9 protein-coding genes are annotated in these 14,396 nt (G+C 44.0%); 1 reads left to right on the forward strand and 8 read right to left on the reverse strand.

The window, feature by feature from the left end; translation table 11 throughout:
- Positions 1 to 10: 10 nt before the first annotated feature.
- From AB4Z08_RS01395 to AB4Z08_RS01415, 5 genes are all read right to left on the reverse strand, one after another.
- Positions 11 to 1,168, reverse strand: a complete 1,158-nt coding sequence (locus AB4Z08_RS01395) for a thiol-activated cytolysin family protein (RefSeq protein WP_441571975.1) — start codon at positions 1,166 to 1,168, stop codon at positions 11 to 13.
- A gap of 18 nt (positions 1,169 to 1,186) precedes the next feature.
- A complete protein-coding gene (locus AB4Z08_RS01400; protein WP_441571976.1) occupies positions 1,187 to 2,833 on the reverse strand; it encodes a thiol-activated cytolysin family protein in 1,647 nt (548 codons plus the stop codon).
- Between the two features lie 141 nt (positions 2,834 to 2,974).
- Positions 2,975 to 4,102: a thiol-activated cytolysin family protein gene (locus AB4Z08_RS01405; RefSeq protein ID WP_441571977.1), complete on the reverse strand. Its 1,128-nt coding sequence runs from the start codon at positions 4,100 to 4,102 to the stop codon at positions 2,975 to 2,977.
- A gap of 714 nt (positions 4,103 to 4,816) precedes the next feature.
- Entirely contained in the window at positions 4,817 to 5,557 is a 741-nt protein-coding gene (locus tag AB4Z08_RS01410; RefSeq protein WP_441571978.1) for a LytR/AlgR family response regulator transcription factor, read from the reverse strand.
- Positions 5,558 to 5,567: 10 nt separating this feature from the next.
- Entirely contained in the window at positions 5,568 to 8,453 is a 2,886-nt protein-coding gene (locus tag AB4Z08_RS01415) for a histidine kinase (RefSeq protein WP_441571979.1), read from the reverse strand.
- A gap of 748 nt (positions 8,454 to 9,201) precedes the next feature.
- On the opposite strand from AB4Z08_RS01415, the gene AB4Z08_RS01420 reads away from it, so the two are divergent.
- Positions 9,202 to 10,527 carry a DUF885 domain-containing protein gene (locus AB4Z08_RS01420; protein ID WP_441571980.1) on the forward strand — a complete coding sequence of 442 codons (1,326 nt, stop codon included), beginning with the start codon at positions 9,202 to 9,204 and terminating at the stop codon, positions 10,525 to 10,527.
- On the opposite strand, the gene AB4Z08_RS01425 is transcribed toward AB4Z08_RS01420, so the two are convergent.
- Genes AB4Z08_RS01425 through AB4Z08_RS01435 form a run of 3 tightly spaced genes read right to left on the reverse strand, consistent with a single transcriptional unit; the run spans position 10,500 to position 14,396 of the window.
- A complete protein-coding gene (locus AB4Z08_RS01425) occupies positions 10,500 to 11,456 on the reverse strand; it encodes an FAD:protein FMN transferase (RefSeq protein WP_441571981.1) in 957 nt (318 codons plus the stop codon). The genes AB4Z08_RS01420 and AB4Z08_RS01425 overlap by 28 nt on opposite strands.
- Positions 11,453 to 13,255: an FAD-dependent oxidoreductase gene (locus AB4Z08_RS01430; protein WP_441571982.1), complete on the reverse strand. Its 1,803-nt coding sequence runs from the start codon at positions 13,253 to 13,255 to the stop codon at positions 11,453 to 11,455. The genes AB4Z08_RS01425 and AB4Z08_RS01430 overlap by 4 nt, the downstream gene beginning before the upstream one ends.
- Positions 13,233 to 14,396, reverse strand: coding sequence for a hypothetical protein (locus AB4Z08_RS01435; RefSeq protein ID WP_441571983.1), 1,164 nt, complete (start codon positions 14,394 to 14,396; stop codon positions 13,233 to 13,235). The genes AB4Z08_RS01430 and AB4Z08_RS01435 overlap by 23 nt, the downstream gene beginning before the upstream one ends.

Raw genomic sequence — 14,396 nt, forward strand, 5'->3', positions numbered from 1 at the left:
TGGCTTCTTTTTAATTAGGATAATCTAAGCGGTATGTTGTTCTAACATTTGAATTATCACTCATGTACTTCATGGTAAATGAAATAGGCACACCAGGATCAGCTGCTGTAAATGCTCCGCTGCTACCTATAAATTTCACGAACTCATCGTACCCATTAACAGATTGCGTTTGCGGGGTGCCGGAGCCGCCAATCAGGTATACATTTATCCGGGAACTGTTTACTACTCTTTTTTCTTCCTCTGTCAATGTTTCCGTAGTACGTTTAAATATGCGCCTGACGGTCTTTTCATATTGCGTTTTCAGATTGTCCAGGGTTTCATTGGACTCTATTACGATAATGCCCATCCGGCCATAGGTAATAGAATTAATGTATACAGGGGTATATCCCTGCAGTACCGCCTGATCTACGTTGGTTTCATCAATGAGCTTTCCATTCTGAGGTGCTTCCAGTCTCATTACAAAATTCTTCAGGCTGAATTTTGCCACCAGGGCGGAGCGTTTATCCGTTTTCACTGATTGAAAATTGAAGGAGGAGCTGGAAGAATAGAACAGTTTCTTAATATTTTCATTGGACCCAAACGCCCGTTTTATCTCATCATAAAAAGAGAAACCAAAAGTTTCATATAGAAATTCCTCAATTTGCGCACCTGAAAAACCTGGCGCCAGTAAAGCGTTTCTCAAAAATACCCTGGTACGTGAAAGAGAGGGGGTATCTATTACACCCACGGCAGCATCAGAAGGGAAAGATACACTTATCGTAATCGGCACTCTTTTATAATTACGAATGGGGAGAGGAACAAAATTAGCATCATTTACGGTATTACCCCGGATTAATGAGCCAGGATAAATATATCCCTGGTTATCCGGCACTACTACTTGTTCATCTGTAGTATAAAAACGGGAATAGCCACCACTGTTGGGCCATATACTATCCCGGAGAAATTCACCAGTACCGTTTATTTTCAGTCTGTCCAGGTAACCTTGTATCCCTGTTTCTTTTCCTGTTTTTATAGTAATAATGGTGTCTCCATACTTTGGCAGATCGCTGAAACGGTAGCTATTACCGACTGCCTTACCAGGTATTGAATCCACCTGTTTTTTTGAGCAGGATACCAGTGCAATGGCTATTGCACTGGTAAGAAAAAGAGCTCGCCTGATATCTGTCATAAAATTGCATTAAAGAAGTTAATTTGATTTTGTAGGCAATGAAAAATATCCATCTCCGTTGGACAAGGTATAGTCATAGGTATAAATGGATGTATTGCTACGGCCCCCACGCGTACCGGTAGGGCCGGTTGTAACGGTTCTATAGACTATTTCGTCTTTATGCATCAGTAAGCGGGTGCCTTTCGGTGTATTTCTGAACGATTCAGGAGTATTCGTTTTTTTGATACCGGCGGGCTGATTTTCCTCACGGGGATATTGCAATACGGTAATGGCGTTACCCCGGAAGGTTAAGAAATTATACCCCTTCGTAGGTACGGTACCGTTAGGGTCCTGGTAAAACGCCAGGTATATATCGGCGAACGTATTTATAAATGAGCCATTAGCAGTATTACCGAAGGCATTATGCTCGTTTTCAAATTCAACCCGTGCATATACCTTATCAAAGGGACCATAGTTCACTTCAAAAGGAGCGGCTACATTGCTATCATCATTTACATAACGCATCTTAAAGGTGATAGGTACACCGGGAGATTCCGGTGTGTAGGTAAGTCCTTTGGTGATCAGTTCTGCAAGTCCGGCCAGCCCGGCAATGGTTTTTACCGCATCTTCTCCGTTTACACCGGCAACAGATACTTTTATCTCCGCAGCATCAATGATTGCTTTTTCATCCGTTGTCAGTGTACTACTGCCATTAACGATACCGAGGATACTAAATGCTTTCCGGAACACTGCAGTAGCGATTTCTTCTTCCGCATCTGTTTCTATCGTCATAATTCCAAGCCGCCCGTAGGTAACGCTGCTTACATACAATGGTGCAACCGAACCGAATACAGATGGATTGGCGTTCCGGTCGATCAGTTCTCCGTCCTCCGGAATATCCATATCTATGGTAAAGTTCTGTTGCAGGAACTTTACCATGATGCCTGTTTTTTTGGAAACGGCATCTACATTCCTTCCGCTGCTGGTAGCGCTGTTAACAAAGAGCAGGTTGGTTTTTGAATTATATCCGTATAATTCCTTCAACTCCTGGTAGTAGCTGAATGATTTCATTTCATAATTGAAAGTGGAAAAACCACCCTTGCCTGCAAATTCATTTTTTAAGGCATCCCGCACCACCTGTCGCATGGCACTGGAAGAGGCTACCGGAATCACTTTGGACACCTTTTGCGGTGAGGTGGGAATGGATACCGAAACAGTGATGGGTCTGGAATAACCATAGATTCCTTTCAATATAAAATCAGCTACTGTACTTCCCTGTATAATAGAACCCGGATATACATCATTGGAAATAGTAGTGTTCGTAACAAATTCATTCGCATTGAACATCTCGGTATAAATGGAGGTCGCATCGTTAACACCATTTGTAAACCTGATGCCTGTAGGCTCAATCCCTGCAATTGTTCCGGGAGCGCCGTTCAGCTTGCGGTGGTTCAATACAGACTCCGGTGTCAGCAACACACCGGCATTCTTCCTGGGGTTCAAAACATTCACCTTTACAACAGGTGGTACAAACTTAGGTAATGCTGCAAGGCCATTGCGGCCGGTCTTTGTCACATCTGACAGTTCCTTCCTGCCACAACTGCAACATAGTAACACGGCGAGTATGCCGGTAATTATTTTACGGCTGTTACGCTGGTAGGGAAAAAACCTTGATTGATATATCATAGAATAGAATTAAAGCAGTTAATTTTTCTGTCAGCTCTGCAGGCGATCATAGAAGGGTATATTTTACATATCGTGCAGAAGATCCTGTACCGCGCACATAGCAGGCGGTACAGGATATACAGGTGATGATTATACGCTGTATTAGTATGGCAGATTAAGTTGGAAGGTGGTTGCATAAGGTGTAAAGTCACTCAGATAACGCAGGTTAAATGAGATAGGCACACCTGGTCTTTCCGGTGAAAATTTTCCTCCGTTCAGGATCAGGTCTCTGAAACCGGCGAAGCCATCTACCACCTTCACCGCATCCGTACCATCGGCACCAATGATGTATGCTTTGATGGTAGCTGCATCCAGCAGGTGCTGCTGGTCAGAGGTAACTCCTGCACCACCACCTACAACACCAAAATTAAAGGTGGCTTTAACCGCAAAATTTACGGCATCGTAGCTGGAATCAGATTCAATAGTCATCACACCCAGGCGGCCAAAGTTTACGTTACTTACTATCAATGGAGCATAGGTGCCATATACTGCAGGGGTAATTGGCCCGTCTACCAGCATACCATCTGCCGGTGGATCCATGCTGATCGTGTAGTTTTTCTGTACAAACATGGCCCTTATCCTGGTTTTCCTTGTGCTTTGGGTAATGGAGTCACTGATAGAAAGACTAAACAGTTTACCTACGTTTACGTTAGCACCAAATGACAGCTTAAGTTCATTGTAACTATAAAAACGTTGCATGTCAAACGTGAATGAGGCGATCTGTTCTCCGGTACCCTGTTTCAGGGCCTTTCTGAGGAATGCCTTCTGTGCTACCTGGGAAGGTATTGCAATGGAGTCGCTGATAAAATCAGTAGGAAAATCAGCATATACAGATATAGGTCTTCTCTTTACACCGGGGCCGGCGACCAGTCGCAGACTCATATCATTAATGCTGTTGCCATAAAAAATACCGCCAATAAATACGTTGGTTCTGTCCTGTGTAGTCAGTGCCGGTATTTCATCTGATGAGAGGAACAAGGTTCTTCCTCCCCCGTTCTGTTTGGAGCTATCGATACTGGTGCCGTTCTGCTTGGCCTGGTTGAGGATACTTTTAAGCAGATCCGGTGTTTGTATACCGATAGGGATGATCTCATTGGGATACTTTGGAAAATTTTTAAAATCTGTATTCCCTTTCTGGGGAACTGTTTCGGCTACTTTGTCCTGGTTTTTCGTACAGGAGAACAGTAACAGGGATACGCAGCAAAAGAGTACTAATACTTGTTTTTTCATAAAATTTTATTTGTTAAATAGTAATGACGGGTAATACCTGCGCAGAATGTATCTTCTGCCAGTGATCAGATCTTGATAAGGGCTTTAATAGATGGCGTGATCTACAGTCAGATTACTCTTTTTTATAGGTCAACAACGTCCAAAAAGGGTTAAAGAATGTAGCTATTGTTTCTTATATCCAAATAGTGTTTTTATGCTCCTGATAACAGTATCTCTTTAGCTGGCATAGGCTATTCACAGTATCATTTTAAATATCCCATTAAAATTACCTCCTTCGGGAAATAGGTGATGAAACTTAAGGAGGGTGACAGTACCGACAGTTCTACTTTCTCTCAAAACCGTGAAATATTTCAATACTCCTGTATAGACAAATTTCATATGAAAGAAAAAATATTGTCAGCCACAGGATGCTAAACGCTATACAATCATCGTGACCATAATTTCTTCGAAGTGCTTTTCATATTGGGAAAGGTTAGATCAACAAATTTTTATTGGCAATAAAACTCGTGTTCTTTTGCCGTATTAAAAAAGCCCAATTTGTATACGCAGCATTTAGTTAATAAGTGCGGGATTAATATTTATATCTATTATTGACCGGGTAAAAATTGCCCTTCGCTCCGCAGGAGCAGAGACCGTTATATTAAGCCTTTTTAAACGACTAAAGCAAGGTTTGTATGTAAATCTATGGGGCTGATTTGGGGATAATAGCTATTATCAGAGCCTGAATCGACTGAGAAATTCCGCTTTTCTCCGTAGTGAGATCTCAACGGTTCTACCGTTAATCATCTCTACATATCCACTTTTGCCCGGATGATGCCGGACAATATGATTCAGATTGACCAGGTAGGTATCATGAATCCGGCAAAAATCCCGGGCCGGCAACGCTGTTTCATATTTCTTGAGATTACCGGTTACGAGCAGGCTCTTCCCGTTGACAAACTCAAAACGGGTATATGCGCCATCGGCTTCACAAAGAATAATGTCTGCAATAGTATGAAAGAAGGCGCCCTGCTGCGTGCGTAGAACAATCCTCGATGTTTCCTTTTCACGTACCTGCTGTAAGAGGTTATCCAGCCGGGTATTGATATCCTGTATGCCCAGCCTGGTACTTACTTTCTGGATAGATTGCTTGAGTTCTTCAATATCTACTGGCTTAAGCAGATAATCCAATGCATTATACCGGAAAGCCTTTACCGCATAGGTATCAAAAGCCGTTACAAAAATGACTTCAAAGTTTACCGGCATAATCTGCTTCAACAAATCAAATGCATTTCCCCTTGGCATTTCAATATCCAGAAAAAGTAGTTGTGGAGAGTGTTCATGGATAAGCCCGAGCGCATCTGCTATATTGGTAGCACTACCCGCAACATGCACCTGCGGGCAATAAAGGTGGATCATCTTACTCAGGATGGAAATATTCCTGGGCTCATCGTCTACAATAATACAGGTTATCATAAAGCACTTTTTATAAGGTAATAAGGGGTAGCTGGATAGTGACCCTGGTACCGGATACACCCTGGTCGCCTGTAATGTCTGCGATATCAATAGCAATAGGGGAATCCAGGTCTCTGCTCAACAAATGAATCCGTTCTGCCGTTAACTGCATTCCTCTTGACTGGTAAGTGATATGCTGGGCGGTTCTTAATGCCTTCGCTGCCGTTCTTCCTATTCCATTGTCGGCTACGATGCAAACAATATACTGGTCCGTTTTTTCAAAGGAAATGTCTATCTGTCCATTTCCCTCTTTTTTATGCTGAATCCCGTGACGAATGGCATTTTCTATATAAGGCTGCAGCATCATACTGGGTATACAGGTACGATAAGTATCCAATTCATCATCTATGTGGAAAGCGTAATGGAAAGTCTTTTCAAAGCGCAGCTGCTCAAGATTAAGATAGTTGGCCAGATAAGAGATCTCATCGGAAATGGGGATCATCGTTTGTAACGAGTTGTCGAGCGTTTGACGGATCAAAGATGCAAAGCTGCTGAGATATTTGTTGGTACTGATGATATCGTTGTCAAGAACATATTCCTGTACCGCATGCAGACAGTTGAAAATAAAGTGGGGGTTCATCTGTGCACGTAAGGCTTTCTGCTCCAGCTCATGTAGCCTTTGTTCCATCCGTCCTTTGGCGGCAAGCCGCCGGTTGTATATCCTATTCCGCTGCGTAACGATCCCCCAGGTAATAAAAATAACCAATCCAATAGTGACACAAATAAACCAACCTGTCTGCCAGAAAGGGGGGATCACCTTCAGTGGAATACGGATTGTTTTGCTTCTTATATTAAACTTATTAACCGCAAACAGTTCCAGCAGATAGTCGCCCGGAGGCAGAGAAATAAACTCCAGAAAATTCTGACGCGTCATTCTCCAGGCAGTATCCTGGCTGGTTAAGCGGTAGTAGTACCTGACAGCGCCCTCCGATTTAAAGGAAATAGCTGTAAAGTCAATACGTATCAGCGTATTCCTGTAGTTTAACCTGGATAATGCCTTTTCGTTCACAGCTTGCCCGTTGGAGGAGATGTTGAGCACCTTTAGATCGCACTGAGAGAAAAATGTAGTTTTCTTCTTGTTAAAGAAAGTCAGCCCTTCCGATGTTCCTGCATATACGGTGTCTCCTTTTACAACCACTGCATTGATAAACCCGTTAATAAGGCCATCAGCCGTAGTGTAGTTAGTGACCTGTATACTGTCCTGATGGAATTTCAATTGATCCAACCCCTTATCTGTCCCTATCCAAAGCTCTCCCCCGGCATCAGGAACCATGCACTGGCAGTCATTACTGCTTAGTCCATTACTAACGTCAAGATGCCACACAACGCGATTACCTTTTAAACCAACGATACCGGCGCCGGCAGTAGCCACCCATAAGGTGCCGTCAGTATTGGTGCAGATAGCTGAAATCCGGTTGCGTAAATTAGGATGTATATTACCCAGATAAGTAGTGACATCATCATGATTGATCATGTAAAGTCCATTCGGTGTGCCAAAGTAAATACTATCCTGCCGTATGTATACGGTGGTTGTCCGTCCTTTGTACCGCATCGAATAGTCCAGCGAATGGGGGGTATTGAACTGGAGTAATCCACAGGAAGCTGCCGCCAGTATCTTACCATCGGCTTTTACAGCTATCTTTTTTATAGATAAATTTACATTGGTATGTAAGAAACGGCCCGACTTACTGCGATAATAAAGTTGGTCGTCACTGGTCAGCAGCAGCCCATCTTTATTTTCCATGATGAAGGAAATATGTTTATCAAAATACCTGGATACCTCTTTGCTGATCTGTAATCCCTGCTGCAGTCCTAATTTCAGGCAGGAGTTATCGGTGCCTGCCAGCAAATTATCCCCATTATCCCATAATGTATAAATTCTTAGTGGTTTCATACCGGAGACATAACGGATACTCTTAAATTGCGTTGAGCGCAACCGGAACACCCCATTATTTAATGTAGAAAACCAGGTATTACCTTCCCTGTCGGTATAACAGTCGCTCACATTCTCATCGGGTAGAAAGTGGTCTATCTCCTGTGAGTGCCGGATATTCAGCAGAAGACAGCCTTTAGGCGTATTCAGATAAACAACAGTATCATTCAACATCCGGAAACTATTGATCCCCCGTACATTATATTGGTAAACTGATTTACCTGCCAGCATATGGAAACAGTTGCTGGTTTGCCAGTATATGGCCGAATCCCTGATCACCAGTTGCTGTACGTCAACTTTACGGAAACCGGACAGATAAGTCCATTTCCCTTTGGCAAGTCCGTAGATACGATTAGGAACCAGTGCTTTTATATTACCAGTGCTATCCGACGTTACGTATTGCACATATGGGTAAAGCAGCGGGTCATTATTATAGGAAACGACTTTGTCTTCAGCGGTTAAGGCATATAACTCGTGCAGGCTGGACAGCATGATATTATGCTCTTTATCCTCTGTAATACTATGAACCATAGCAGTAAAAGTCATCTTGCCCAGCACCGTATCCTGCAGCTGATTGTGTATTTTCCCTTTATAATAGTAAGAGATGCCATTCCTGAATGGTACAAACCATACCCGGCCTTTTGTATCAGCATAAATATGAATAATTGCATTATCCGGCAATCCGTCGCTGATCGTAAAATTCCTGAATGAAGTACCATCGAAGCGACTGACCCCGGTTTCCGTAATAAACCACATAAAGCCGTCTTTATCCTGGGCCATAGAATACACGATATTACCTGCCAGGCCCTGCTCAATCTTATATTGTGTATAATTGTAAGCCTGCGCCCATAAATCGGCAGCCTGGAATAATAGTACGGATAAAAGAATATTTTTGGCCAGAATAGAATAGTAAACAGATTTCATTATCGCCTTATTTTAACTGCTGACGCCCCTTCTCCAGGTTACAATAAATCTTACCACCTCCCGGTGGATATAAAAACACTATCATCCTTTTGGAAACTATCTTCGTGGAACCTTACCGGCTATCATGGGCTTGCTCATAGACGCTACGCGTATGTATCAGTTTCAAAATGCAAATATGCTGACGAAAATATCTCTTCCGGCAATGAACACGCCATTTACCCATGCAACATAAGTAGGAGAAAAACCAGCTTGTTTATTTTTGATTTACTTCACCGATGTCAATGTGGATACAATTGGGAGCTTTATCCGACTGGCTGATATCTTTTCTGACATACAATGCGTGCAATTACTGTATCATACAGCAGCAATACAACTTTCTAAAGTGCTCTTTCATAGAATTTTGTTTTAGATATCGGGCTAAAAAAACTAATCACAAGACGTCATGGTCTATATTATTTTGTAACAGTTACAATTAATCAGGATTCCAAATGGAGCTGAAATCTCGATCAGGATTGTACGGGTTAAAATTTATGCTCTTCTCCAGGCAGACGTATTTCAAATATACATTAAAAAAACATTTCGTTGATAAAAATGAAAAGTTTAGTCTTACCTTCTATTAAGGTACCGGAAATTCGGGAAACACTCTTTTTAACTACCCCCTGCATTATAATACCGTTCAACCTTTATTCGGATTAAAATAACAATATCATGTAATACTTTTGCAATAACACCTCTAATTCACGCAACAATGAATATAAAAGCACTGCTTGTTGGCATCAACATATATCTCTTGTCGCCATTCCACTTATCTGCGCAGGAAAAATTCATCCAATTCCGGGAAGAATTTGTAAAAGGTTATAATGCACTGAACATCCCTTCCCTGGATTTAAGCTATGTAAGCGACTTTCAGCACATCCAGTCGGCTGACAGCATTCAGCAACAAATCACTTTCTTTAAATCGGTACAAGCCAGGCTAGGTGGTTATGATGCCGGCAAGTTAAATCAGGCCGAAAAAATACAGTACGATTTAATGAAGTATGAAGCCCGCCTAAACCTGCAAAGACTCGTACTGGAAGCCGAATGGGTTAAAAACCCGCCAGCGGAGATTCCTGCAAACGGCATTATAAATATTTCCAATGGCAAGCAGTGGTACACCTATCTATTAAAACGATGGGTGAGTGATGAGGTTACGCCGGATCAGATTTATCAGTTTGGGCTGGCCGCATTGGCAGGCGTAAAAAAACACATCGAAGACATACGCCAGGAAACAGGAATGAGTGAAGATGCGTTCTATACCCATTTAAATGACCCCTCTTTCTTTATAAGCGATCCTGTTGAAATACAGCGGCGGTTTGAACAAATAAAGCATACCGTAAACACCAACCTCCATCAGCTTTTTACCCTCACCACCTTTCCGGAGCTGAAAATAGAAAAGGGAACCAATAAGGCGCTGGTGCAAACACCAGGCTACTATGACAACAATACTTTCTATTATAATCTTTTTGACAAGCCTTATAACAAACGGCAGTTCGATTGGCTTTTTCTGCATGAAGCAGTACCTGGTCACCATTATCAGCATTCTTTAAGCGATGCCTTCACCGACACGGCCTCTGTGCAACAAATGTTCTTCTATTCCGGATTCATTGAAGGCTGGGGGGCATATGCCGAAAGCCTGGGTAAAGACCTGGGCTTATACCAAACACCTTACGATGAACTGGGCAGGTGGGAATGGGATATTGTAAGATCGGTTCGTGTCCCCCTCGATGTAGCCTTAAACTATTACGGCTGGACCGACCAGCAGGCCCTTGACTTCTGGAAGAAAAACATCCGCGGGCAGGATGATATTGCGATGCGGGAAATAGCCAGGATGCGCCGCTGGCCGGCACAGGTAGTAACCTACAAATACGGTGCTGCACAGATATTGCAATGGAAAGCAGCCTTACAGAAAAAGCAGGGCACTCATTTCAGCATCAAAGACTTTCATGACCGGGTGCTGAATCACGGATCATTGCCGTTGTGGATGATGAAAGAGCTTGTATTGAAAGATCAGGGGAATACTTTAATAAAGGGTTGAATGCCCGGGGTCATAAATACTTTCAGTTCTCCATTTGCATCCAGGTAAATCAAATAGGCATCGAGGTTGGTATGTTGGGCCAGGAAGCGTTTCGTGGCTTCCAGTCCCATTACCATAAACGCAGTATCATATCCGTCTGCGGTAATGGCATCATCTGCAAATACGGTCACGCTGAGTAAGTCTGCCGGCGCGGTTAATCCTGTAGCGGGATTAATAATATGCCCGAAGGTATGACCGCTCTGCTGGTAGTAGTCGCGGTAGTTACCGGCGGTGGTAGCGGCTTTGTTGATTAGCTGCACCGTAGATGATTTGGCGTCCGGGTGCAGGGGATTGTCGATGGCTATTGTCCACGCAGCGCCGTTTTTCCGGCCTTTACAGCGCACTTCTCCTCCTATCTCCACCATGTAATCGGATATGCCGTTACGCTCCAGTAATGCGGCTAAAACATCCACACTATAGCCTTGTGCAATACCATCAAAATCGAGGCGTACCTGGTCTTTTAATTTATGTACACTGTTTTCATCAAACTCAATTTTAGGGAAGCCTACATATTGCAGCAGGGAATCTGTTTTCTCCCACCAGGGCAGGCCTGTTTTTTTGCCGGCCCGGTAAGCTGCTGTCAGTGGCATCACGGTAGGATCAAAAGCCCCGTTGGTAGCGGCGTATATTTCCGCCGACTTTTTAAGTACCGGGTAAAACCAGGGCGACTGAAACGTCCAGGTAGTGGATTTATTGAACAGCGAAATTTCTGAATCGGGCCGGTAGATGGATAAACACTGGTCTATTTCCTGCAGGGTGCTATCGATAGCGGTTTGCAGGTGGCGTTGGGGTATAGCTGTATACATCACATGCCAGGTGGTACCCTGCGCGGTGCCTTCCAGGCTCACCACCTGGCTATGAAATAATAAGAAAAAGAGGTACATCATCATTCCTGCAATAATTGCATTAACTCCGGCAAATGATCTTTATATACATCTCTGGGGCTGCTGTGATATTTCTGTGCCACAAAAGCCGCAAAGCCTACTACTTCTCCCATCATACCGCAGGTGCGCATTACCCGGGTGCTGCCAAAGGCTACGTGGGTAGTGCTGATGTTTCTGCCCGCCATAAATAAGTTGGGAATATTACGGGAGTAGAGGCAACGGTAAGGAATGGTGTAAGGTGCTACCCTGATATGTTTAGTGCCGGCAAAAAATTCCTGTCCTTCAAAATACTGGCTATTTTTAGGATCCGGGAAATGCAGGTCAATGGTCCAGGTGGCGGTCACTGCGCCATCGGGGTACATCTTACCTTCCTGTATATCCATCTGGTCCAGCACATGGTCTCCGATGATACGCCTGGATTCTCTTTTGCCACCGATATAGGCTACCCAGGCCAGCTCTTGTTTGGCGTATTTTTCCGATTTATTATTTTTAAGCCAGGACCAGTTACCGTATATGGCACGGAGATTATGATCACGTATTTTTTCTGCATCGGTGATGGTGTTGAAGTTACCGAAGCCGGTTTCCCATTCCCAGTCGGCTTTGTAGCTGTCGATATGATACTCATCCGAAAACTGCATGGCCCAGGGCGTGGCGGGAAAGGTGGTGGCACTGTCTACTGCTACAGAAGCCCATAGGTTAGAGGTGCCTAATGTAAAGCTGTCGGGCTTTTCCGCAGCAAGTGATTCTTTTGTTTCTGCTTTGCTTTCGCGTCCCATCCGGAATTCTGCACCTGCCAGGTAGCCAACGGTACCATCGCCGGTACAATCAGAAAAATAAGTGCCGGCAAATCTTGTTTCCTGGTTGGTGGCAATATCGCGGCCCACCACCGCAATAATGCGATCGTTTTCTTTTTCTACTTTGTACACATAGGTGTTCAGAAATAAACGGAGATTTTTTTCTGCTTTTACGATGGCGATCTTTCGTGCATCACCGTATTCATTCGCATCCGGGTTACCGTTGCCAGGGTCACCGTTATCCATTTCTCTTACTATTCTGCCGAGTTTGGGATAGTGATTTTTGTCGATTTCGCCTCTCAGGTGCACTCTTATTTCAGAGCTGTTGTTACCACCCAGCACCGGACGATCCTGTATGAGTGCTACTTTCAGTCCCATGCGGGAAGCAGAAATAGCGGCGCAGGTACCGGCAATGCCACCACCCACTACCACCAGGTCGTATTGACCACCATCATTCGGTGCGGCAGCGGTATGCAACAGTTTTCTGCGCAAAGCACCCAGGGTCGCCAGGTCATTTGGTGGCGTATATTTAGCTGCAGTAGTAAATAACAGGGCATCACATCTGCCGTTAAAACCTGTCAGGTCCTGCAGGGATAATTTCACCTGTTCGGTAGTAATGTTCACCACTCCCCCATCATACCATTTCCACTGATCATTGCCACTTTCACCAAACACGGGCGTCAGCGGTGTATCATTCACGGATACACGAAATTTACCCGGGCCTTTGGGAAATGGCGCCCAGTCTTTGGTGCGTACCCATACATGATACTTCCCTTTGGCAGGAAAGGTAACGGTAGTTTCGGCATTCTTTACCGGCCTGCCCATACCATGTGCCATCAGGTAAGAAGACCCCATCACGGCAAATGACTGCTGGTCGATTACCCAGCCGCCCTTGTTGGCGAAAGATTCTGTTTCCACAAAAACAGGGTCCTGTGCGTGCAAACTTAACGTGCAGCAACAGAGCACGATGAGTTGCCACCATTTTTTTCTACTGGTTAATTTGTTTTTCATAATTATACATCAGCTTTTTAACGTACTTACTTCCTGGTTTTCGTTGCTGTAACAACGTGTAAATGCCGGCAGCCTGCTCCGCGTCTGCAGCGGTTAACTGTTCCGCAAGTTGCGGTAATGGCAGCTCGGGCGCCTGCTGCAGTAATACAAGGATGAGCCCCAACTGTTCTGTATTGGCAGTGCTTAACGTAGTGATTAATTTTTTGATTAACTCCGGCTGTAATGGAATTGCTTTCAGTTTACGAAGGATGGTGATTTGCGCCGGGTAAGCCGCTGCCATATAGACTTGCCACAACCAACGCTGCTGTTTTTTCCCGCTGAGAAAATCGGGATGCACCTGTTGTAGTATATACCGTGCAATGAAAATATTTTTTCCGGAGATAATATTCCGGATATCTGTTTCAAAGCCAGGAGTGATTACCCCTTTTTTATCCATCACTTTATCAGCTGCCCAATACTGGTATTGATAATTTTTGGAAGATAAAAACCGGTGCAACAGTTGTTGACTATTATACGTTGCTGTGATGCGCATCATTTCGTCTGTCACCGCCCCATGCGCCATATGCCAGAGGGTATAACAGGTGTATACCGCACCGGGTATCACTTCATTTTTGATGGTCTTTAAAGTCGCGCCGGTTCTGGCATCCACAGAGTCGGCCAGGTTTTCAGTACCGGGTACTATCAGGTCTGTCATTTTTAAATCCGACAACAGCGAGTTGGATTTAGCGAGAATCTCCTGTAGTTTTTCATAGTCCGTTTGTTTAAAAACCTTATGATCTAATTTCGTCAACGCTTCCTTCGCCGGCAGATCATAACGGATATAATTTCCCAGCAGGTCCCAATAAAAGTTGATGAACACCGGTTTGCATTCTCCAGTATAGCAAACCGGTGTAAAAATATTCCTGAAATAATACAATGGCTGCCCTGCTTTGTCCAGCGCCAACTGTAGCGAATAAGTGGTGCTGTCATTTTCACTGATGGTAAATATCCGCTGATGGGTGGCAGGTGATAATAAAGCGCGGTTATGCAGCACGTCATGGATATTGGTGGTATCTATGACACTGGTCGTATCCACACAGGGAGACATGCCATGTACCACATGAGCACCTATTATCAACAAAGCTGCGAGTGTATATTTCAT

It is taken from the genome of Chitinophaga sp. RAB17 (assembly GCF_052114225.1).
Classification (GTDB): Bacteria; Bacteroidota; Bacteroidia; order Chitinophagales; family Chitinophagaceae; genus Chitinophaga.